The following is a 21315-nucleotide window of genomic DNA, read 5'->3' as shown; positions in this document are numbered from 1 at the left end:
CGAAAAGGCTGCCTTCAGTGCTCGGCCCCGGTGAAGCACCGCGTAAGTGGTGTGTGACGGGTGGTTGGTCGTTGTTTGAGAACTGCACAGTGGACGCGAGCATCTGTGGCCAAGTTTTTAAGGGCGCACGGTGGATGCCTTGGCACCAGGAACCGATGAAGGACGTGGGAGGCCACGATAGTCCCCGGGGAGCCGTCAACCAGGCTTTGATCCGGGGGTTTCCGAATGGGGAAACCCGGCAGTCGTCATGGGCTGTCACCCATACCTGAACACATAGGGTATGTGGAGGGAACGCGGGGAAGTGAAACATCTCAGTACCCGCAGGAAGAGAAAACAACCGTGATTCCGGGAGTAGTGGCGAGCGAAACCGGATGAGGCCAAACCTCAAGCGTGTGAGACCCGGCAGGGGTTGCGCTTGGGGGGTTGTGGGATCTCTCTTTCACAGTCTGCCGGCTGTGAGACGAGTCAGAAACCGTTGATGTAGGCGAAGGACATGCGAAAGGTCCGGCGTAGAGGGTAAGACCCCCGTAGTCGAAACATCAACGGCTCGTTTGAGAGACACCCAAGTAGCACGGGGCCCGAGAAATCCCGTGTGAATCTGGCGGGACCACCCGCTAAGCCTAAATATTCCCTGGTGACCGATAGCGGATAGTACCGTGAGGGAATGGTGAAAAGTACCGCGGGAGCGGAGTGAAATAGTACCTGAAACCGTGTGCCTACAAGCCGTGGGAGCGTCGGGCAAGCACTTGTGCTTGCCTCGTGACTGCGTGCCTTTTGAAGAATGAGCCTGCGAGTTTGCGGTGCGTTGCGAGGTTAACCCGTGTGGGGAAGCCGTAGCGAAAGCGAGTCCGAATAGGGCGATTCAGTAGCGCGCTCAAGACCCGAAGCGGAGTGATCTAGCCATGGGCAGGTTGAAGCGGCTGTAAGAGGTCGTGGAGGACCGAACCCACCAGGGTTGAAAACCTGGGGGATGACCTGTGGTTAGGGGTGAAAGGCCAATCAAACTCCGTGATAGCTGGTTCTCCCCGAAATGCATTTAGGTGCAGCGTCGTGTGTTTCTTGCCGGAGGTAGAGCACTGGATAGGCGATGGGCCCTACCGGGTTACTGACCTTAGCCAAACTCCGAATGCCGGTAAGTGAGAGCGCGGCAGTGAGACTGTGGGGGATAAGCTCCATGGTCGAGAGGGAAACAGCCCAGAGCATCGACTAAGGCCCCTAAGCGTACGCTAAGTGGGAAAGGATGTGGAGTCGCACAGACAACCAGGAGGTTGGCTTAGAAGCAGCCACCCTTGAAAGAGTGCGTAATAGCTCACTGGTCTAGTGATTCCGCGCCGACAATGTAGCGGGGCTCAAGCGTACCGCCGAAGTCGTGTCATTGCAGCAATAGGGCCAACGCCCGCTGTGATGGGTAGGGGAGCGTCGTGTGCCGGGTGAAGCCGCGCCGGAAGGCAGTGGTGGACGGTTCACGAGTGAGAATGCAGGCATGAGTAGCGATACACACGTGAGAAACGTGTGCGCCGATTGACTAAGGGTTCCTGGGTCAAGCTGATCTGCCCAGGGTAAGTCGGGACCTAAGGCGAGGCCGACAGGCGTAGTCGATGGATAACCGGTTGATATTCCGGTACCCGCTGTGAAGCGTCAAACATCGAACCAGGCGATGCTAAGTCCGTGAAGCCGCCCCGGAGCCTTCGGGCAAAGGGGAGTGGTGGAGCCGACGGACCAGACCTGTAGTAGGTGAGTGATGGGGTGACGCAGGAAGGTAGTCCATCCCGGGCGGTGGTTGTCCCGGGGTAAGGGTGTAGGCCGTGTGATAGGCAAATCCGTCACACATCAAGGCTGAGACCTGATGCCGAGCCGATTGTGGTGAAGTGGATGATCCTATGCTGTCGAGAAAAGCCTCTAGCGAGTTTCATGGCGGCCCGTACCCTAAACCGACTCAGGTGGTCAGGTAGAGAATACCGAGGCGTTCGGGTGAACTATGGTTAAGGAACTCGGCAAAATGCCCCCGTAACTTCGGGAGAAGGGGGCCATCACTGGTGATCCGATTTACTCGGTGAGCTGGGGGTGGCCGCAGAGACCAGCGAGAAGCGACTGTTTACTAAAAACACAGGTCCGTGCGAAGCCGTAAGGCGATGTATACGGACTGACGCCTGCCCGGTGCTGGAACGTTAAGGGGACCGGTTAGTCACTCTTCGGGGTGGCGAAGCTGAGAACTTAAGCGCCAGTAAACGGCGGTGGTAACTATAACCATCCTAAGGTAGCGAAATTCCTTGTCGGGTAAGTTCCGACCTGCACGAATGGCGTAACGACTTCTCGACTGTCTCAACCATAGGCCCGGTGAAATTGCACTACGAGTAAAGATGCTCGTTTCGCGCAGCAGGACGGAAAGACCCCGGGACCTTTACTACAGTTTGATATTGGTGTTCGGTTCGGCTTGTGTAGGATAGCTGGGAGACTGTGAAGCTTGGACGCCAGTTCAGGTGGAGTCGTCGTTGAAATACCAGTCTGGTCGTGCTGGATGTCTAACCTGGGTCCGTGATCCGGATCAGGGACAGTGTCTGATGGGTAGTTTAACTGGGGCGGTTGCCTCCTAAAGAGTAACGGAGGCGCCCAAAGGTTCCCTCAGCCTGGTTGGCAATCAGGTGTTGAGTGTAAGTGCACAAGGGAGCTTGACTGTGAGACCGACGGGTCGAGCAGGGACGAAAGTCGGGACTAGTGATCCGGCGGTGGCTTGTGGAAGCGCCGTCGCTCAACGGATAAAAGGTACCCCGGGGATAACAGGCTGATCTTCCCCAAGAGTCCATATCGACGGGATGGTTTGGCACCTCGATGTCGGCTCGTCGCATCCTGGGGCTGGAGTCGGTCCCAAGGGTTGGGCTGTTCGCCCATTAAAGCGGTACGCGAGCTGGGTTTAGAACGTCGTGAGACAGTTCGGTCCCTATCCGCTGTGCGCGTAGGAATATTGAGAAGGGCTGTCCCTAGTACGAGAGGACCGGGACGGACGAACCTCTGGTGTGCCAGTTGTCCTGCCAAGGGCATGGCTGGTTGGCTACGTTCGGGAGGGATAACCGCTGAAAGCATCTAAGCGGGAAGCCTGCTTCGAGATGAGTATTCCCACCCCCTCGAGGGGTTAAGGCTCCCAGTAGACGACTGGGTTGATAGGCCAGATCTGGAAGCCCGGCAACGGGTGGAGGTGACTGGTACTAATAGGCCGAGGGCTTGTCCTCAGTTGCTCGCGTCCACTGTGTTGGTTCTGAAACCACGAACAACCCCACGTTTGTCACAGAGCGTGGTCCGGTTGACAGTTTCATAGTGTTTCGGTGGTCATAGCGTGAGGGAAACGCCCGGTTACATTCCGAACCCGGAAGCTAAGCCTCACAGCGCCGATGGTACTGCAGGGGGGACCCTGTGGGAGAGTAGGACGCCGCCGAACAAATTTTGCAGAAAACCCCCGGACCGGGGATACCGGTCCGGGGGTTTTCTGCGTTCCAGGGGTATTCCCGTGAGGGTATTTCTCGCGAGGGTATTTCTCGGGCGTGAGAAAGGGGGCGGTCTCCCGAGGAGACCGCCCCTTTCTCGTTTCCCGTGATACGGCTGCTTTGCGGTTACTTCAGGCGGGACGACGCGACGATCGAGACGATGTGCGCCGGCACGAGCAGCCATACGATCGCCGTCACGGCGACGGTCGCGATCCGCGTGGCCGTCAGGTCGCCGAGCGCCAGGTCGACGACCGCGGTGACGAGCAGCAGGATGGTGCACTCGATGCCGTTGACCAGGCGGTGGAGACCCACGGCCGAGGCCAGCCGACGGACCTGCGCGAGACCGCTGGAGCGCGGGACGACGGAAGCGTCGGTCGCCTTCTCCATGCCGCTGTCCGAGCGGGCCACGTGCACGAGGTCGGAGGACGACTTCAGGAGCAGGACGCCGATCGCCGCGGCCAGACCGGCCACCAGGTAGAGATCGAGGCCGAGTTGGGCGGCGCGGATACCCATGCCCACCATCACGGCGGCATCGGCGAGGTAGGCGCCGAGGCGGTCCAGGTAGACCCCGAGCGGGCTGAACTGGCGGCGCCAGCGAGCCACTTCGCCGTCCACACAGTCGAGCAGCAGATAGAGCTGCATGAAGACGACGGCGAGAACGGCGCCACCGAGGCCCGGCAGGATCAGGGCGACTCCGGAGAGCATCCCCGCGAAGACCATGATCACGGTGATCTGGTTCGGCGAGATGCGGGTGTCGACGAGATGGCGGGTCACACGCAGGGAGAGGGACCTCATGTAGAGGCGTCCGGCCCAGTGCTCCGCCCGGCTGTCCAACTTGCCCGTGGGGTGGATGACGTTGCGGAGTTCCTCTAGTTGGACTTTGGCCATGCGGTGTTCTCCCTGGCGAGCTTGCGCGTGATCGGATCGGTCGGCTCACAATGCCGTACAGGGAAGAGCATGACGGTGGCCTGGCCGGCGGCGATCGGCAGGGTGGATATCAGATGAGCCCGGCCGTACGCGCGTACTACGGTGACGGCATGAACTCCGATGCCTTCGTGATCCGTTCCATACGTTCCGATGAGTGGCGGCAGGTGAAGGAGCTCAGGCTCGATGCCCTGCGGGACCCCGTCGCGCACCTCGCGTTCCTGGAGACCTACGAGGACGCGGTGTCCAAGTCGGACGGCTTCTGGCAGGAGCGGGCGTCCGGGGCGGCCGTCGATGCCACCGGGCGGCAGCAGATCGTGGCCGTGGGCGAGGACGGGGTCTGGGCCGGGTCCGTGACCGTGCTGGTCGAAGAGGCCGGGGTGCAGGACGTGTTCGGGGAGGTGCCCGAGCGGAGCCAGGGACATCTGGTGGGGGTGTACGTGCGGCCCGAGTACCGGGGAAGTCGGGCCGGGGTGACCCGGGGGCTCTTCGACGCCGCTCTCGCGTGGTCCTGGAAGGCCGGACTCGAGCGCGTGCGGCTGTTCGTGCACGAGAAGAACGGCCGTGCCGAGGCGTTCTACCGGAAGGCGGGTTTCCTGCCGACCGGGGAGACGACGCCGATGCCGGGTGACACCGGCGAGCTGGAGCTCGAGTTCGTCATCACCCGGGGGTAGGGCGGCCGACGGGGATCAGGCCGGGAGCCGGGTCAGACCGGAAGCTCGTACTGAGGCCAGCGTGAGCGGAGTTGTTCGCGGGAGCGGAGGAGAGCCAGCGTCGGCAGGCCGCGAGCCGGGCCTGTGGCCAGGAGATCGGGGAGCTGGGGGAGCGGGGCCACGGCCGCGATGTCGTCCAGGACGAGCGTGAGTGGTGGGTCGAGCCGACCGGAGGATGACCGTTCGGCCATGCGCCGGCCACGCTCGACCACGCTTGAGGCGAGGGCCGTCAGCAGAGGCATGGCGCCGGGGCCGGCCTTGGGGTCCTCGATGGGTTCACCGATCAGATAAAGCGTGCCCCCTTCGTTGACGAAGGAATCCAAGGCGAGGCTGTCATTTCGGTTCGGAGTGCAGGATTCTCGGATGTTGACCGTGCCGAGTGCCGACAGCGCCCGTGCCGTCAGCTCCTGTGCGATGTCCCGGCGTTCGGGGTGCGAGACGAGCGCGGCCTCCAGCTCACCCGCGGCGCCGGACGCGGCCCTCGGGTTCGTGCGCAGGGCTCGTACGGCGTCCTGCACCTGTGAGCCCTGGGCCCAGCGGTGGACGTGGCGGAAGGCCTTGCCCTCCACCGCGGCGGCGTGCAGATAACTGCGCATGAGTGTCTCCGCGACATCGGCCATCGCCTGGTCCGCCTTGGCGGAGGGGCGCACCGGGGCGAGGAGGGCGACCGCTCTGGCCGCCGCTGTCTCCTTGTCCTCGCAGCCGGTCGCGGGGGACCAGTGCAGCCGGGCCGGGGTGTCGCAGAGGTGGGCCGGGTCGTAGAGGAGGACCGGGCCCAGTTTGGCGCGGGCGTCCTTGGTCTCCGACCAGGTGCGGGGGTCGGAGGTGATGACGAGGGCCGGGCCCTCCGCGTCGCGTACGGCCTGGGCCGCGGTGGGGTGGCGGGTCTCCGCGGAGGCGAGGACGATCGCGTGCGGGGACGTCCACGCGGGCTGCCGCTGGGGTGCCGTGACGGGGCGGGATGCCGTGGCGGGACAGGCCGGTGCGGCCTCGGAGGCGACGGCGTCCCAGCCGCTTTCGGTTCCGTGTGCCTGCGCGGCCACCTGCCCCTGCGCTAGTGCCTGCGCGGCCGCGAGTCCCTGTGCCTGTGTCTGTGTCTGCGAGGCCAGTTGGCCGTTCCCTTGCCGGGTCAGTTGGCCGTTTCCCTGCTGGGCCGGCTGATCGGCCGGCCGTTCCCGTGGCGGGGTGCCCGCTCGATCGCCCTCGGCTGTCCTGTGGGCCGTCTCCAGGGGCACTGTCGGCAGCGGCCGCCGTTCCGTCCTGGCCGGCGGCACCACCGGATCACGCGTGTCCGCGAACTCCTCGGCCGCCCTGGCCTGCGCTCGTCTTCGCGCTCGTCCCGCCCGCCACCGCGCCATCGTCCCCATCACGAACACGGCGAGGACCAGCAGCACCATCAACTGGCCGATGAACAGGCCCCAGAAGAGGCCGTAGCCCGACAACTGGGAGGCAGGGGTGTCGGGCCAGGCGCCGGCGATGTCGTGCGGCTTGCCGATCAGGTGACGCATGGCCAGGGGCGTACGGGTGAAGGTGATCGCGTCCGGCCAGGCGCCGCGGGAGAACCATCCCGCGAGGCCTGTCGCCGACCACACCATCAGGGTCATGCCGAGGAGGAAGCCCAGCACCCCGATCAGCAGGCCGTCCGGAATGCCGCCCGCCCCCTCGGGCCGGGGGGCGTGGCGGTCGTCGTGCCGGTCGGGGTACTGGCTCATCTCACGCCACCGTGGACTCGGCGGAGCCGTCGAGATCGCTGAGGTGTTCCTCCATGAAGGCGGCGGCCCGTTCCTCGGCCTCCAGTTCGGCGGCGCGCATCGCGTCGTCGGAGAGGAGGTCGGCGGACGACTGCGTCATCGCGCGGTCGGTGAAGACCAGCGGGCGTTCCGTCTCGGTGATGAGGTGCTTGACCACCTGGACGTTGCCGTTGACGTCCCAGACCGCGATGCCCGGGGTCAGCGTCGGGATGATCTCGACCGCCCACCGGGGCAGGCCGAGGACCCGGCCCGTCGAACGGGCCTCGTCCGCCTTCTGCGCGTAGATGGTCCGCGTCGAGGCCATCTTCAGGATCGCGGCCGCCTCCTTGGCCGCCGCTCCGTCGACGACGTCCGACAGATGGTGGACCACCGCCACGAAGGACAGACCGAGGCGGCGCCCGAACTTCAGCAGCCGCTGGAAGAGCTGGGCGACGAAGGGGCTGTTGATGATGTGCCACGCCTCCTCCACCAGGAAGATGCGCTTCTTGCGGTCGGGCCGGATCCAGGTGTGCTCCAGCCACACACCGACGATCGCCATCAGGATCGGCATGGCGATGGAGTTCCGGTCGATGTGCGACAGGTCGAAGACGATGAGCGGGGCGTCCAGGTCGATGCCGACCGTCGTCGGGCCGTCGAACATGCCTCTGAGGTCACCGTCGACCAGCCGGTCCAGGACCAGCGCGACATCCAGGCCCCAGGCCCGTACGTCGTCTATGGCGACGTTCATCGCCTCGGCCGACTCCGGTTCGGGGTGGCGCAGCTGCTCGACGATGTCGGTGAGCACCGGCTGGCGCTCGACGATCGTCTCGTTGACGTAGGCGTGCGCGACCTTCAGGGCGAAGCCGGACCGCTCGTCGAGGCTGTGCCCCATCGCGACCTCGATGATGGTGCGCAGCAGCGCCAGCTGGCCCGTCGTCGTGATCGTCGGGTCGAGCGGGTTGAGCCGGATGCCCATGTCCAGGGCGGCCGTCGGGTCGAGCCGGATGGGAGTTATCCCCAGCTCCTGCGCGATGAGGTTCCATTCGCCGACGCCGTCCTCGCCCTGGGCGTCGAGGACGACGACCTGGCGGTCGCGGAAGCGCAGCTGCCGCAGGACGTACGTTTTTTCCAGGGCCGACTTGCCGTTGCCGGACTCGCCGAGGACCAGCCAGTGCGGGGCCGGGAGCTGCTGCCCGTAGAGCTGGAAGGGGTCGTAGATGTAGCCCTTGCCGGAGTACACCTCGCGGCCGATGATGACGCCCGAGTCGCCGAGACCCGGTGCGGCGGTGGGCAGGTAGACCGCCTGCGCCTGGCCCGTGGACGTGCGGACGGGAAGGCGGGTCGTCTCGACCTTGCCGAAGAGGAAGGACGTGAAGGCGTCCGTCGCGGCGGACAGCGGATCCCGCATCAGTGCATCAGCCCCTACCTGCGGATTCCGGTGGCGAACGGGAGGGTGTTGACGAAGGCGCGGTGGTGCTCGCGGTCGCACCACTCCAGCTTCAGATACGACTTGCCGGCCGAGGCGCGGATGGTGCGCTTGTCGCGCGCGAGGGCCTCGGGGTTACGGGAGGACACGGTGATGTAGCCGACGAGGTTGACGCCCGCGGCGCCGCTCGCCAGGTCCTCGCCGCGCTGGTCGAGGCGGTTGTGCGAGGCGATGTCGCGCGGGTCGACGGTGCGGTTCATCTTGGCGGCGCGGCTGGCCTCGGCCTCGTCGTTCGTCTTCTCGGTCAGCATGCGCTCGATGGCGATCTCGGTGGGTTCGAGGTCCATGGTCACGGCGACCGTGCGGATGACGTCGGGGGTGTGGACGAGGAGCGGGGCGAGGAAGTTGACGCCCACGGGGGTCATCGGCCACTCCTTCACCCAGGCCGTGGCGTGGCACCAGGGCGCGCGGGTGGAGGACTCGCGGGTCTTCGCCTGGAGGTACGTCGGTTCCATGGCGTCCAGCTCGGCCGGCCAGGCGTTGCGCTTGGTCATCGCCTGGATGTGGTCGATCGGGTGGTCCGGGTCGTACATCGAGTGCACGAGGGAGGCGAGGCGTCCCTGGCCGAGCGGCTGCCGTACGCGGATGTCGGCTTCCTGGAGCCGGGAGCAGATGTCGGTCAGCTCGCGGGCCATGACGACGGCGAGTCCGGCGTCCCGGTCGACCTTGCGTCCGCCCTGCGGCCGTGCCGCCCGTGCCATGGCCTGGCCCTCGGCGGCCAGTTCACGCGAGTAGTGCATGCAGGCGACGAGATAGGCCCGGTGCTGCTCACTGCTCGTGGACACCATCGACTGGAGCTGGTCGTAGGACTGCTGGAGCCACCCGGGGGCCCGCTCGTCGCCGCGTTGGGAGACGTCCTTGGCGTGGGCGTCGGGGTCGGCGGGGAGGGTGCGGGCGAGCATCTGGAGGCGGGTGACGAAGCCGTCGCCGTTCGCCACGTGCTTGAGCAGCGTGCCGAAGCGGTCGACGAGGGCTTCCTGGTCCTCGCTGTCGCGCAGACCGACACCCGGTCCCTCGATCTCGATGGCGGCCGTGACGGTCCGGCGGTCGGCGTGCAGCAGGACGGCGATCTCGTCGGGTCCGAACGGGGCGGCGAGCCAGGAGATGCGCCCGATGCCGGGCGGCGGCCCGATCTCGATCTCTCTGCCGTCGAGGCGGGTGCCGGCCTCCATCACCTGGTTGCGGTACGCCGTTCCCTGGCGCAGGGTCCGCTTGTAACTGCGGTTGATCTCGAACCACTTGTAGAAGGTGCGCCGTTTGTACGGGATGTACACCGCGGCGAGCGCGAGCAGCGGGAAGCCCATGAGCAGCACGATCCGCAGGGACAGCACCGGGACGAGCAGGCCGCACATCATGCCCAGGAACGCGCCTCCGATGATGAGCGCGATCTCGCCGGACTCGCGGTTCCGGCCGACGATCGCGTTCGGCCGGGCGCGGCCGATCAGATATGTACGGCGGGGCGTGATCGGATGGGACAGGTGGGACTCGGTCGTCAACGCCCTTCACCTCCCGTGCGGTTGCTGTTGCGGGTGTTGCTTGCGTGCGGGGTGTTGACGGGGCTGCTGCGCGGCGGCGGTGCGGCGGAGGGGACGGATCCGCCGCCTCCGTTCGGCGTACGGCTGCTGTGCGCGGCCACACCGCCGGAGGCCGGGTTGGCGGGGCGGGGCTGGCTGTTGCCACCTCCGCCGCCGTTGTTGTCGGCGCGCGAGCTGTGCGTCTTGATGCCCTGCGCGACCAGGGTGGCCGGCGAGCTGATCACGGCGGCGGCCTTGCTCTCGGCGCCCTGCATGATGCGGTTGTTGCGGGAGCCGGCGATCTCGTCGCCGAAGCCCGGTACGAAGCGGTAGATCATCGCGCTGGCGAAGATGGCGAGCAGGATGATGGCGAGCCCGGAGACGACGGCGGAGAACGCGTCGGGTCCGTTGTCGGAGCTGAGGGCTCCGGCGAGGCCGAGCACTATCACGATGACCGGCTTCACCAGGATCACCGCGATCATGATGCCCGCCCAGCGGCGGACGTGGCCCCACAGGTTCTTGTCGACGAGGCCGGCGTAGACGACGGTGCCGAGCAGGGCGCCCACGTAGAGCAGGGCGGCCCGGATGACGAGCTCCAGCCAGAGGATTCCGGCGGCCAGGATCGAGACCATCGAGACGACGATGAGCATGATGGGGCCGCCGCCGATGTTGCCGCCCTTGTCCAGGGCGCCGGAGAACGTCCCGAAGAACGCGTCCGTCTGGTTGCCCGTCGTCTTGGCGAGCACCTCCGTCACGCCGTCCGTCGCGGAGACGACCGTGTAGAGGATCAGCGGGGTGAACGCCGAGGCCAGCACCGTCAGCCAGAGGAACCCGATCGCCTCGGAGATGGCCGTGCTGAGGGGGACACCCCGCACCGCCCGCTTCGTCACGGCCAGCAGCCACAGCAGCAGCGTCAGGATCGAGGACGCCGCGAAGACGACGGCGTACTGCTGGAGGAACTTGGGGTTCGTGAAGTCGACGTTGGCGGTGTCGTTCACGGCGGCGGAGAGTTTGTCGATGGTCCAGGAGGCGGCGTCGGCGCAGCCGTTGGCCAGGGAGGACAGGGGGTCCAGCGTGGACCCGACACCGGGGTCGGTGGTGAGACCTGACTTGCCGGATCCCTTGGTGCCGCTTTCGCAGTACTTTTTGGCAGGGCCACGGACAAGTTCACAAGGGTTGCGGCTGGGAGTCGGGCTGGGGGCGGCGACCGCCTTGGTGGCCAGCAGGACGGCAGCCGACTGCATCGCTGCCACCGTGGCGGCGAGCGAGAGGATACGGCGCGGCTTGTTAGCGGGCATACGTGAACCCTCCGTACTCCTCGACGGCCTTGGTCATGTCGTCCGCGGTGGAGGCCTTCTGGTCCCGCCCCACCGGGACGGGCCCGTCCTTCTGAGTGAAGTCGGTGACCTTCCAGTCTCCGTTGATCCACTTCAGCTGGTAGGTCGTCGTGTACCAGCTCTCCGACACAGGGTTGGTGGAGCTGTCGCCGGACAGGCCGAAGAGCGAGGTGTACCAGAGCTCGACCGTGGCGCCGTCCGTGCTGGAAGCCTTGATCTTGGTGCCGACCGGGATGATGCGCGAGATGAAGGTCTGGCCGGCCGGCGCGGCGCCGTTCTTGTCCAGGCCGATGTTCGTCAGGAACGTCTCGCTCGTGTAGGCCGAGTCCAGGTCGGGCTGCCGTGCGGCTGCCACCTCGGGCGTGTACACGGCGTCGACGATCGCGTGCCGCTGGTCGGCGTTGAACATGCCGGTGGAGCCCAGCGCGACCCCGTAGTTCGCGGCAGCGCTCTGTGCTCCCTCGGCCGTGTGGGCGAAGCCCGATGGGATGCCGGCCGTTTTCGAGGTCACCGGGGGGTGGCCGGAGGCCGCCGTGGGGGATGTCTTCGCCTTGTCACCGCTGCTGTCGCCGGGCGAGGCCGCGTCGTCCCCGCGGTTCGCGAAGGCGATGGCGGCGATGAGCAGGACGACGACGCCGACGACCGTGACCAGGCTCCGCGAGGAGGATCCGCGTCCGCGCCGCGCGCCACCGTAGACGTCGCCCGGACGGTCGGGCAGGCGGGTGCGGGTCTGGCCGGAGCCGCCGTACCCCCCGTCCTCGCCGCGCGGGCCGTCGCCGTACCCGGGTTCGTCACCGAGACTCATGCCGCGTACGCCCCCTCAATCTCTCGCTGAACCACGTAGTACGACGGTAGCCGTGCTGGTTCCCTTGCGGGCGCGGTGTGGTGACTGGACATCAGGGAGTTGCAACCTCAGGCGGTGGGCACGACGGACGGACGGATGGATCGGAGGAGCGAGAATCCGGGCGCGCCCGGCCGGGTACTGGCGGCGCGCCGGGTGTGGCGCGGCCCGGCCGGGCTACACGGCCATGCCGTACACGATGGTGAAGAGCGTGCCGAGGGATCCGATGATGAAGACCCCCGTGAGCCCGGCGATGATGAGCCCCTTGCCCTGTTCGGCGCTGAAGGTGTCTCTGAGCGCGGTGGCGCCGATGCGCTGTTTGGCCGCACCCCAGATCGCGATGCCGAGGCAGAGCAGGATGGCGACCGCCATCACCACCTCGACCATCACCTTGGCTTCGTTGCCCAGGCTGCCGAAGGGGCCCCAGTCCGGGGCGATTCCACCGATGATTGTGTTGATGTCGCCCTTGTCGGCTGCGAAAAGCATGTAAGTCACCGCCCCTAGTGGGTAGTTCTGCACCCCCTGCCACTGTGCGCAGGGGTCGGGCCCATTGTCGCCGACAATGACGCCTTCGTATGTCGACTTGACGTCATTGGATGGCGGGATTCGTGCGAAATCCTTGGCACCGGCGTACGCGGGACCCTCGCGGGAGGCGTACGGCGGTGTACGAAGAGTCATATCGTCACTCTGTGTATCACGGGTGGTCACGCCGGGCAATGAAGTGGAAGCGGAACCTGGCACGTGGTTCCGTCGTTGTCCCCTTCCGCGGTTCCTCTACGGTTCGCGCGCGGGGTGAATTCGAACGGATGCGGCTGCGCCGGAAGGCTTCTGACGGTGCGTCGCGCCGGTGTTCCCCGGGTCGCCGGGTCCGTGCCGGGTGGACGCGGTACGGCGGGCCGGTGAGAAGAGGACGTGAGCGGGGCGGGCACGCGGAACGGGCCGCGGCTGGTTGCCGCGGCCCGTTCGCGGGGTGGTGCCGGGGAACCCCACGTCTCCCGGCGGCCGCCCACACTCCGGAGGTCAGCCGGTGAAGGCGGTGACACCCTCCGGGGTGCCCCAGCCGGTCGGGCCGTCGTAGCCCGTGGTCGCGGTGCAGAGGTAGCTGGTGGTGCAGGTGCCGTTGTTGCCCGAGGTCACGTCGTTGAGTGCCGAGGTGCCGGCCTTCGTGTACGGGAACTTCGCCGGGTAGGAGCCGCTCGACGGGGTGCCGCCGAGGGCGTAGACGCCCGCGATGATGGGCGCGGAGGCGCTGGTGCCGCCGAACGTGTACCAGCCCGCGGTGATGCCGTACGAGTCGTAGACCGCGACACCGGTGGCCGGGTCGGCGACCGCCGCGACGTCGGAGATGGTGCGCTTGGAGCAGCCCGTGTCGGTCTGCCAGCTCGGCTTGGTGTCGTACGAGGAGCAGCCGGAGCCGGTGCCCTCGGTGCTGCTGGTCTTCCAGACCGACTCGGTCCAGCCGCGGGTGGTGGAGGTCGCCTTGGTCAGCGCGGTGCCGCCGACGGAGGTGACGTACTGCGAGGCGGCCGGGTACTCGGCGCCGTAGCCCGAGTCGCCCGCGCTGACGGTGATGGCGACACCGGTGTGCTTGAAGTACGAGGTGTCGTAGGAGGTGTCGGAGGACGACTCGGAGCCGCCGTAGCTGTTGGAGACGTACTTCGCGCCCAGGGTGACCGCCTCGTTGACGGCCGTGCCGAGGTTGGCCATGGTCGCGGACTTGGCCTCGACGAGGAGGATGTTGCACTTCGGGCAGACGGCGCTCGCCATGTCGAGGTCGAGGGATATCTCCTCGGCCCATCCGGTGTCGCTCGACGGCAGCGAGGTGGTCGAGCCGGTCTGGCTGACCTTCTTGAAGCAGCCGTTGGCGGTGGTGCACGCGCTGAGGCCGTAGTAGGAGCGGTAGGTCGCGAGGTCGGCCTCGGCGTTGGGGTCGTTGTAGGCGTCGACGATGGCGATGGTCTCGCCGGAGCCGTTGGAGGCGGCCGCCGAGGTCAGGCCGTACGCGGCCTGGAGGTCCGTCGGTCCGAAGCCGGACGGTGTGGAGGCGTCGGCGGCCTTGGGGGTGACGCCCTTGGCGAAGGCCTTCTCCGCCATGTACTCGGTGACACCGCCGGTGACCCGTTTGGCGTTGCAGGCGGCGACGTCGGCCCTGGTGGGCGTCGCGCACGCCCTGGTCCAGCTGACGTGGGGGGTGACCTTCGCGGCGCCGGTCCGGGCGTCCGCGTTCCCGGCGGCGCCGAGGCCCGCGAGGACGAGGGCGGCGACGCCGATGACGGCCGCGCCGGTCCGGCGCCAGGTGCCGCGGGCGGGGGAAGGTCTCTGGGGGAGTGTGGTGCGCAACGGACAGCCTCCTGGGAGTGGTTGACAGGGGCGGTGCGGGTGCGCCGCCGGTGCGGTGTCCCCGGCGGTGGGCCGAGTCGGCCCGCGGACGACCATCCCTTGTTGAGTACGCGACAACAAGAGGCTTATGGAAGCCTTACTTCCGCCTTACTGAACGCGGCAGGCGCGTGACCTTCCCATGGCTCCCAGATGGCTGGAGGCTGACGGCCCCTTGACCCAACTCACAGCCTGCTCAGGGGAATTGCACTGGTGGCGGCGCCGCGCTCGGCGGAGCGCCGCGCGCTTCCGTGGCAGCCGTGCTCACGTCAGGACCTCATGGCTGCATGGCCTCATGGCCTCATGGCCTTATGAGCGGCCTTCGGCGGGAGCCGGGGGCTGTTCGTCCTCCAGGCCCTCGACGAAGTGGTCGAACTCGCCCGCCTGGACCCCCAGGACGAACGCGTCCCACTTCCTGCGGGTGGTGGTGACGACGTTCTCCGGGTCACCAGTCTCCCGGATGTAGACCAAGTCGTCCTCGCCGAAGGCGATTTCGATCCAGGGGCCGGGACCGGTCGCGTCCTCCGGGGCGGCGCGCACCCAGTCGAGGTCCGAGGGGATGTCAGCCACGGGGGCGTTCCTCCTTGAGAGCACCCAGAAGAGAGCGGAAGGCCGCGGGCGCGGCGGTGAGTATCGCTCCGCTCGGGTCGCCGGATTCGGTGAGACGGATCGCGCCGGATGCGCGCTCTCCGGCCACGTGGACGCAGGCTTCTCCCTCGCCGCAGTACGAGGACTTCTGCCAGGTGGGCGTGAGCATCGCGGACTCCATTCACAGGTCCTTGAGGATGTTGCGGATGAACGTCTGCGACTCCTCGGGCGGGAGGGCGGTCGCCTCCATGCGGTCGAGCAGTACGCGGTACTTGTCGAGCTGGGCCTCGGAGTCGAGCAGCGCCGAGCCGTGCGACTGGTCGAGGTGCACCGTGTCGAGCTGGGGGACCGCTCCGTGGGCGTACAGGATCGACTGTCCGGACCCGGGGTAGGCGCCGGCGGAGAACGGGATGACCCGGACCGTGACGTGCGCGCGCTCGCTCATGTCGAGGATGTGCCGGAGCTGCTTCCGTGTGACGGAGGGGCCGCCGAACCGCATGCGCAGGGCGGCTTCGTGGATGACGGCCCGGTATGCCGTGGGGGAGTCCTTGAAGAGGACGGTCTGACGCTTGATCCGGAACGACAGCCGGTGCTCGACGTCGGGGGGCGAGAGCTCCGGTACGACCTGGCGGAAGACCTCGCGGGCGTGGTCGTGGATCTGGAGCAGCCCGGGGACGTGAGCGGTGACCGCAGCCGTCAGGCGGGTGGCGTGATGTTCCATCTCGGCCAGGTCGATCAGCCCGGCCGGCAGGATCTCGCGATACTCCTCCCACCAGCCGCGGACGCGCTCGGTCGCCATGTGGCTGAGCGCGTCGACGAGAGCCTTGTCCCCGCAGTCGTAGTGGCAGGCCAGGGTGCGTACCCGTTCGGGGCTCACCCCCGCGCGTCCGGCCTCCACGTTGCTGATCTGGTTCTGCTGGACGCCGAGCAGCCTTCCAGCCTGGGTGGAGGTCAGACCCGCGCGCTCCCGGAGCTTGCGCAGCTCGGCACCCAATCGGAGTTGACGACCCGTCGGGTTGCTTCTCACGGGTCAGGCCCGCCTTCCTCGCGCAGCAGGTCACCCACTCGGGTGATAGATCATCACTTTCACAGAAACCGTGTAAGACCTTTTATTCGTGCCGCTACCTTATTGCTGGGACCCCGCCCAGAAGTACCCCGCTCGACGGAGCGGCCGCGGTCACTGGGCACTGTAGCGACGCGAGACCAGTCAACTCCCCTCCGTGATCGGAGACTTTCATGGCCACCGTATCCCCGCCCTGGTCCTACACCCTCCAACTCCCGCACGATCCCCGCTCCCCGGGGATCGCCCGTGCCACCCTGCGTGCCGTGCTCGCGGCCCGCGGGCTCACCGAACTGGCGCCGACCGCCGAGCTGTTGGCCTCCGAACTGCTGACCAACGCCCATCTGCACGCGCCCGGTCCGTACGCCCTGCGCGTTCTCTCGGCGGAACCGGACCGGCTGCGGGTCGCCGTCTGGGACTCGGACCCGGTCGTCCCGTCGGGATTCCGGGAGGGGCCCTCCGGCGGCCCGCCCACGCACAACGACGAACACGGCCGGGGGCTGCACCTCGTACGGGCCTGCGCCGACGCGTGGGGGGTCTCCGTGCTGCGCGAGCTGGGGGTGTCGCGGGGCGGGAAGCTGCTGTGGGCGGAGTGCCGCCACTCCGGGGGAGCACAGGACTGAAGCGGCGCCCGGTGACTCCGGGGCAGGTCGGGGCCGGTGGGTCCGGCCGGGCGCGGGTGGCCGGGCGGGGTCGGCGTTCACAGGTGATACTCGGACTGGTCCGAGGTTTGTCTCACCCGCTTACGGCAAGGTGAGGGGCGATGAAGATGGCGATGAAGAGCATCCGCATCACCCGTCTCCCGGGAATCCGGCGGTCCGCCCTTCTCGGTGCGGCCCTCGTGCTGCTGGCGGTGACGTCCTCCTCCATCGCCGCGGCGGACGACGGCCCAGGGCCGTTCGGCGTGACCGTCCGGGCCGCCGAGAACAGCCGGAGCGTCCGGGTGGGCGCGCTGTTCCACGGGAGCGCCGCGAGCGGTGGCGCCGGCGGACACTTCTGCACCGCCTCCGTCGTGCACAGCGAGGGGCGGGACCTCCTCCTCACGGCCGCCCACTGTCTGGACGGCGAGGCGGAACTGTCCTTCGCGCCCGGCTACCGGGACGGCAGGGCGCCGTACGGGTTCTGGGACGTCCAGGGCGTGTTCCTCCCCGAGGGGTGGAGGCAGGACCAGGACGAGGACAGCGACGTCGCCTTCGCCGTCCTCGGCACCCGCGACGGCGAGGAGGTCGAGGACGTCGTCGGCGGCGGGAACGCCTTCGCCGCGCACCGCGCCACCGGGGCCACCGCCGTCACCGTCACCGGATACCCCGGCTCCCTCGACACCCCCATCACCTGCACCGACAAGCCCGGCGCGCAGAGCCGTACGCAGCAGCGCGTCGCCTGCCCCGACTTCGCCGGCGGGACCAGCGGCAGTCCCTGGGTGAACGGGGACGGGGCGGTCGTCGGCGTCATCGGCGGCCACGAACAGGGCGGGGACACGGACGACGTCTCGTACAGCGCCGTGTTCGGCACCGAGGCCGAGGAGCTCTACCGCGTGGCCGCCCTGGCCGGATAGCACCTCTGCGCAGGGACATCCCGCTCCGTCCCCGCGCGCGACAACCCCTCGCACAGGAGCCCGCCTCTACACTGGCCGCGGCGGACTCCTGTGCGGCGAGGGGTGGTTGACGGTGCGTAAGGCCTGGATCGTGGCGACCGCGGCCGTGGGCGCGGGGATGGGCTTCGTGATGGTGCTCGTCGTCGGGGTCTACCTGGTCGCCGGGAACCTCGCGGGCGGCATCGGCGGCGGTTCGGTCGGGCTCGCCAAGGGCGCCGTACCCGCCGCGTACCAGAGCCTCGTACAGAAGTGGGGCAACCTCTGCCCCGCGATCAATCCCGCCCTGCTCGCCGCCCAGCTCTATCAGGAGAGCGGATTCAATCCGAACGCGAAGAGTCCGGCACAGGCGCAGGGGATAGCGCAATTCATTCCGGGGACCTGGGCCACACACGGGGTCGACGGCGACGGGGACGGCGTCCGCGACGTATGGAACCCGAATGACGCGATTCCGTCGGCCGCCTCGTACGACTGCGAGCTCGCGTCCTATGTGAAGAACGCTCCGGGAAACCCCACGGAGAACATGCTCGCCGCCTACAACGCGGGCGCCTACGCGGTCATCAAGTACCGGGGTGTGCCGCCGTACGCGGAGACCCGGAACTACGTGAAGACGATCACCACGCTGGCGAAGAGCTTCGCGGCCCCGGTGACCCGCGTGGACCCCTCGAAGCAGGCCGCGGCGGCCATCACGTACGCGCAGAAGAAGCTCGGCACACCCTACCTGTGGGGCGGCAACGGCACGGCTGACCAGGGCGGACGGTTCGACTGCTCGGGTCTGACCAAGGCCTCGTACGACAGTGTCGGGGTGAGCCTGCCGCGGGTGGCCAACGACCAGTACAACGCGGGGCCGCACCCCAAGCGGGAGGAACTGCTGCCGGGGGACCTGGTCTTCTTCTCGGACGACCTCACCAACTCCCGCGCCATCCGGCACGTGGGTATCTATGTGGGCGGCGGATACATGATCGACGCCCCCCGGTCCGGTGCCGTCATCCGGTTCGACCCCATCGACACGCCCGACTACTTCGGGGCCACCCGGGTGACGGAAGATGGCGCGAAAGCATTGCCCACTTCGGTATGAATCCACCCTCTGATCTGCGGCGATATCTCTCTTCGATAACGTGTGCGTGATCATTCGGTGGAGGGTGGAACGTATGAGAGGGGACCGTGCGTTCCTTTTGACGTAGAGAACTGATCTACAACCACGGGGGTGGATCGAGCGGCGCGCGAGGGCGCGGTCGCGGGAAAGACGACGAAGGGGCCGCAGCGCCATGGCGCAACTCGCCGAATCCGGTTCGAACCCCGACGTCGACCTGCTCTACGACATCAATGGCCTGGCCGAGCACGCGCCGCACTGGCTCGACCGGGTCATGGAATCCGTCGGCGAGTGGGGTCTGCTGCTCGCGATGGTCCTGCTGGTCCTGTGGTGCTGGTCGTCCGTGCGGCGGCGGGGCGGAGACGACGCGGCGGCGACCATGGCCGCACTCGTCTGGGCACCGCTCGCGGCCGGGATCGCGCTCCTGGTGAACGTCCCGATAAGAGGTTTCGTGGAGCGTCCGCGCCCCTCCGTGGACCACACGGGCCTGGACGTCCTCGTGGGCGGCAGGACCGGCTTCTCCTTCGTCAGCGACCACGCGACGATCACCATGGCGGTGGGCGTCGGACTCTTCGTCGTCCACCGGAAGTTCGGACTCGCCGGGATCGCGCTGGCGCTGCTCGAAGGGTTCTGCCGGGTCTTCATGGGCGCGCACTACCCGACGGACGTCATCGGTGGATTCGCCCTCGGCACAGCCGTCGTCCTGCTGCTGTCGCCCCTCGCCACGGCCCTGCTGACCCCGGTCATGAAGGCCGTGGAGAGGGCTCCGCGCGCGGGCCGGCTGATCCGGGCGCGCGGCACCGCACCCGCCGGGCAGGAGGCCCTGATCCCGGGGGCGCGCACCGAACACACCGAGGAACGCGACCTCGCCGCGTAACTCCCGGGACCGGTCACGGCGCCCGCACGGCACCCCCGGTCACCCTCACAGGGCCTGGGGGAAGGAGAAGAAGCGGTGCGGGTCGTACTGGCGCTTCAGGGCCGTCAGGCGGGTGGCCGCGTCACCGTAGTAGGCCTTGCGCCAGTCGGTCAGGGTCGCGTCGGTGTAGTTCTGGTAGGCCGCGCCCGAGGCGTACCGGGCCATCGCGTTGTGGGCGCCGGTCAGCCAGGACTGGGCGGTGGTGCCGGAGGTGCCCGCCCGCCAGGAGACGATGTACTGGGCGAGCATGCGCGAGCGGCGGTGCACGAACGCCGTGGACGTGGGCGCGACGCGGTTGACGGCGCCGCCGAGCGCGGTGAGCGCGATGCTGCCCGCGCCGCCGCGGACGGCGGAGATCTGGTTCAGGAGCGTCTGGACACCGGCCGCCGAGATCGACCGGTCGAAGAAGTCCGAACGGGCCGCATACGTCTCGCGGCCGAGGGCGCCCTGCGGGCTGCGGCCCGGCGTCGACCCCGGCAGGTGGCACTGGGCGTCGGCCGAGAACGACGAGCAGCCCGCGTACACCTCCATCGACTCCTCGTACGAACGCCTCTTGAGGGAGACGCTGCGCGCGGGGGAGCCGATCCGGTCCGCCAGCCGGTCCACCGCGTTCTGGAGTTCGCCGTAGGTGCCGAGGGAGAAGGCGGCTATGGAGACGGTGGGTGTGCCGCCGGCCGCGTTGGACAGGTGGCAGGACGACCAGATCTCGTCCGGCTGGCTCGGGCCCCACTCCTGCCAGGCCTTCACCACCGCGGCGGCCTTGGCCCACGGCCAGGTCATGTACGCCGAGACGCCCTGCGGCGCGGGATGCGTCCTGAAGCGGAGCTCGGTGACGACGCCGAAGTTGCCGTTTCCGGCGCCGCGCAGCGCCCAGAAGAGGTCCTTGTTCTCGGTCGCGTTCGCGGTGAGCTGCTTGCCGTCGGCGGTGATCAGCGTCGCCTGGGTGAGGCTGTCGCAGGTCAGTCCGTACGCCCGTGACACGACGCCGTGGCCGCCGCCCAGGGTCAGTCCGGAGACGCCCACGGTGGGGCAGGAGCCTGCGGGGATGGTGACGCCCTTGGCGGCCAGCGCGCGGTAGACGTCGATCAGCTTGGAACCGGCGCCGACGACCGCCTCGTTCGCGGACGCGCGGATCTTGTTCAGCTTGGAGACGTCGATGATCAGGCGGCCGTCGCCGGAGGACCAACCCGCGTAGGAGTGGCCGCCGTTGCGGATCGAGACCTTCACACCGTGGGCGCGGGCGTAGTCCATGGTGGTGCGGATGTCGTCGGCGTGCGCGACATAGGCGACGGCGGCGGGCTTCAGATTGTCGAAGCGCGTGTTGTAGAGCTGGTGGGCGGCGGGCCAGCTCCGGTCGCCGGGGCGGATCAGGGCGCCGTCGAGCTGGTGGGACAGCGCGGTCCAGTTGGCGGACGCGCGGTTCGCCGCGGTCTCCGTGCGGATGCCGGTGCTCTCGGCGGCGGTGCTCGTGGCGCTCGTGCTCCCGGCCTTGCCGTCGGCGCCCGCGCCGCCCTGGTCGCTGCCGTTGCAGGCGGACGTCGTCGCCGCCGCGAGGACGGCGGTGGCTCCGCCGATGAACGAACGCCGTTGCATGTGTGCCTCCCGTGGGTTCCGTGGAACGAGACGGGTCCCCGGGCCCCGGGGTTCCGCGCGGCTGTGTCGCAGAA

The 21315-nt window shown here is 68.0% G+C and carries 17 protein-coding genes and 2 rRNA genes; 7 read left to right on the top strand and 12 right to left on the bottom strand.

The features are described 5' to 3' along the window. Positions 1-107: 107 nt before the first annotated feature. Both OG410_RS20225 and rrf read left to right on the top strand, forming a co-directional pair. Positions 108-3227: ribosomal RNA gene (locus tag OG410_RS20225) — 23S ribosomal RNA — on the top strand. Positions 3228-3316: 89 nt separating this feature from the next. Further along, positions 3317-3433 (top strand): 5S ribosomal RNA (rrf, locus tag OG410_RS20220). A 172-nt stretch (positions 3434-3605) separates the two neighbouring features. Here the strand turns inward: rrf and OG410_RS20215 are convergent. Further along, positions 3606-4367: a CDP-alcohol phosphatidyltransferase family protein gene (locus tag OG410_RS20215; RefSeq protein WP_329300487.1), complete on the bottom strand. Its 762-nt coding sequence runs from the start codon at positions 4365-4367 to the stop codon at positions 3606-3608. A gap of 149 nt (positions 4368-4516) precedes the next feature. Here OG410_RS20215 and OG410_RS20210 point away from each other — a divergent pair, with 149 nt between their 5' ends. Further along, positions 4517-5077 carry a GNAT family N-acetyltransferase gene (locus OG410_RS20210; protein ID WP_329300486.1) on the top strand — a complete coding sequence of 187 codons (561 nt, stop codon included), beginning with the start codon at positions 4517-4519 and terminating at the stop codon, positions 5075-5077. Positions 5078-5109: 32 nt separating this feature from the next. Here the strand turns inward: OG410_RS20210 and OG410_RS20205 are convergent, their stop codons facing one another. From OG410_RS20205 to OG410_RS20160, 10 genes are all read right to left on the bottom strand, one after another. Continuing rightward, positions 5110-6828, bottom strand: coding sequence for a type IV secretory system conjugative DNA transfer family protein (locus OG410_RS20205; RefSeq protein WP_329300485.1), 1719 nt, complete (start codon positions 6826-6828; stop codon positions 5110-5112). Between the two features lies 1 nt (position 6829). After that, the gene (locus OG410_RS20200; RefSeq protein ID WP_329300484.1) at positions 6830-8254 is read right to left on the bottom strand and encodes an ATP-binding protein; all 1425 of its coding nucleotides are present in this window, start codon (positions 8252-8254) and stop codon (positions 6830-6832) included. Positions 8255-8268: 14 nt separating this feature from the next. Then, entirely contained in the window at positions 8269-9828 is a 1560-nt protein-coding gene (locus tag OG410_RS20195) for an SCO6880 family protein (protein WP_329300483.1), read from the bottom strand. Then, positions 9825-11144 carry a hypothetical protein gene (locus tag OG410_RS20190; protein WP_329300482.1) on the bottom strand — a complete coding sequence of 440 codons (1320 nt, stop codon included), beginning with the start codon at positions 11142-11144 and terminating at the stop codon, positions 9825-9827. Before OG410_RS20190 ends, OG410_RS20195 begins: the two co-directional genes overlap by 4 nt. Continuing rightward, a complete protein-coding gene (locus OG410_RS20185; protein ID WP_329300481.1) occupies positions 11134-11988 on the bottom strand; it encodes a hypothetical protein in 855 nt (284 codons plus the stop codon). Before OG410_RS20185 ends, OG410_RS20190 begins: the two co-directional genes overlap by 11 nt. A gap of 213 nt (positions 11989-12201) precedes the next feature. Next, positions 12202-12510, bottom strand: coding sequence for a hypothetical protein (locus OG410_RS20180; RefSeq protein ID WP_037622434.1), 309 nt, complete (start codon positions 12508-12510; stop codon positions 12202-12204). Between the two features lie 534 nt (positions 12511-13044). Continuing rightward, positions 13045-14364 (bottom strand): S53 family peptidase, encoded by a 1320-nt coding sequence (locus OG410_RS20175; RefSeq protein WP_329300480.1) that lies wholly within the window; start codon positions 14362-14364, stop codon positions 13045-13047. 345 nt (positions 14365-14709) lie between these two features. Further along, complete coding sequence (locus OG410_RS20170) at positions 14710-14970, bottom strand: DUF397 domain-containing protein (RefSeq protein WP_329300479.1); 261 nt, start codon at positions 14968-14970, stop codon at positions 14710-14712. Next, positions 14963-15169 carry a DUF397 domain-containing protein gene (locus OG410_RS20165; RefSeq protein WP_329300478.1) on the bottom strand — a complete coding sequence of 69 codons (207 nt, stop codon included), beginning with the start codon at positions 15167-15169 and terminating at the stop codon, positions 14963-14965. The genes OG410_RS20170 and OG410_RS20165 overlap by 8 nt, the downstream gene beginning before the upstream one ends. After that, the gene (locus OG410_RS20160) at positions 15170-16015 is read right to left on the bottom strand and encodes a helix-turn-helix domain-containing protein (protein WP_329300477.1); all 846 of its coding nucleotides are present in this window, start codon (positions 16013-16015) and stop codon (positions 15170-15172) included. Between the two features lie 209 nt (positions 16016-16224). Between OG410_RS20160 and OG410_RS20155 the strand changes: the two genes are divergently transcribed. The 4 genes from OG410_RS20155 (at position 16225) to OG410_RS20140 (ending at position 19609) form a co-directional block, all read left to right on the top strand. Then, positions 16225-16671 (top strand): ATP-binding protein, encoded by a 447-nt coding sequence (locus OG410_RS20155; protein WP_329300476.1) that lies wholly within the window; start codon positions 16225-16227, stop codon positions 16669-16671. A gap of 146 nt (positions 16672-16817) precedes the next feature. Further along, a complete protein-coding gene (locus OG410_RS20150; RefSeq protein WP_443063897.1) occupies positions 16818-17603 on the top strand; it encodes a trypsin-like serine peptidase in 786 nt (261 codons plus the stop codon). A 106-nt stretch (positions 17604-17709) separates the two neighbouring features. Beyond that, positions 17710-18717, top strand: coding sequence for a C40 family peptidase (locus tag OG410_RS20145; RefSeq protein ID WP_329300474.1), 1008 nt, complete (start codon positions 17710-17712; stop codon positions 18715-18717). A 190-nt stretch (positions 18718-18907) separates the two neighbouring features. Continuing rightward, entirely contained in the window at positions 18908-19609 is a 702-nt protein-coding gene (locus tag OG410_RS20140) for a phosphatase PAP2 family protein (protein ID WP_329300473.1), read from the top strand. Between the two features lie 45 nt (positions 19610-19654). Here OG410_RS20140 and OG410_RS20135 read toward each other — a convergent pair whose 3' ends face one another. Further along, positions 19655-21241 carry an FAD-binding oxidoreductase gene (locus tag OG410_RS20135; RefSeq protein ID WP_329300472.1) on the bottom strand — a complete coding sequence of 529 codons (1587 nt, stop codon included), beginning with the start codon at positions 21239-21241 and terminating at the stop codon, positions 19655-19657. Positions 21242-21315: the final 74 nt, after the last annotated feature.

The organism is Streptomyces sp. NBC_00659, from assembly GCF_036226925.1.
Classification (GTDB): Bacteria; Actinomycetota; Actinomycetes; order Streptomycetales; family Streptomycetaceae; genus Streptomyces.
The sequence above is the reverse complement of the archived record's forward strand: the minus strand, read 5'-3'. Positions and strand labels throughout refer to the sequence as shown.

Bases quoted from the DNA above. Each gene is read 5' to 3' on its own strand.
- OG410_RS20215 (WP_329300487.1), bottom strand. From the start codon at position 4,367: ATGGCCAAAGTCCAACTAGAGGAACTCCGCAACGTCATCCACCCCACG.
- OG410_RS20210 (WP_329300486.1), top strand. From the start codon at position 4,517: ATGAACTCCGATGCCTTCGTGATCCGTTCCATACGTTCCGATGAGTGG.
- OG410_RS20205 (WP_329300485.1), bottom strand. From the start codon at position 6,828: ATGAGCCAGTACCCCGACCGGCACGACGACCGCCACGCCCCCCGGCCC.
- OG410_RS20200 (WP_329300484.1), bottom strand. From the start codon at position 8,254: ATGCGGGATCCGCTGTCCGCCGCGACGGACGCCTTCACGTCCTTCCTC.
- OG410_RS20190 (WP_329300482.1), bottom strand. From the start codon at position 11,144: ATGCCCGCTAACAAGCCGCGCCGTATCCTCTCGCTCGCCGCCACGGTG.
- OG410_RS20185 (WP_329300481.1), bottom strand. From the start codon at position 11,988: ATGAGTCTCGGTGACGAACCCGGGTACGGCGACGGCCCGCGCGGCGAG.
- OG410_RS20180 (WP_037622434.1), bottom strand. From the start codon at position 12,510: ATGCTTTTCGCAGCCGACAAGGGCGACATCAACACAATCATCGGTGGA.
- OG410_RS20165 (WP_329300478.1), bottom strand. From the start codon at position 15,169: ATGGAGTCCGCGATGCTCACGCCCACCTGGCAGAAGTCCTCGTACTGC.
- OG410_RS20155 (WP_329300476.1), top strand. From the start codon at position 16,225: ATGGCCACCGTATCCCCGCCCTGGTCCTACACCCTCCAACTCCCGCAC.
- OG410_RS20150 (WP_443063897.1), top strand. From the start codon at position 16,818: ATGGCGATGAAGAGCATCCGCATCACCCGTCTCCCGGGAATCCGGCGG.
- OG410_RS20140 (WP_329300473.1), top strand. From the start codon at position 18,908: ATGGCGCAACTCGCCGAATCCGGTTCGAACCCCGACGTCGACCTGCTC.
- OG410_RS20135 (WP_329300472.1), bottom strand. From the start codon at position 21,241: ATGCAACGGCGTTCGTTCATCGGCGGAGCCACCGCCGTCCTCGCGGCG.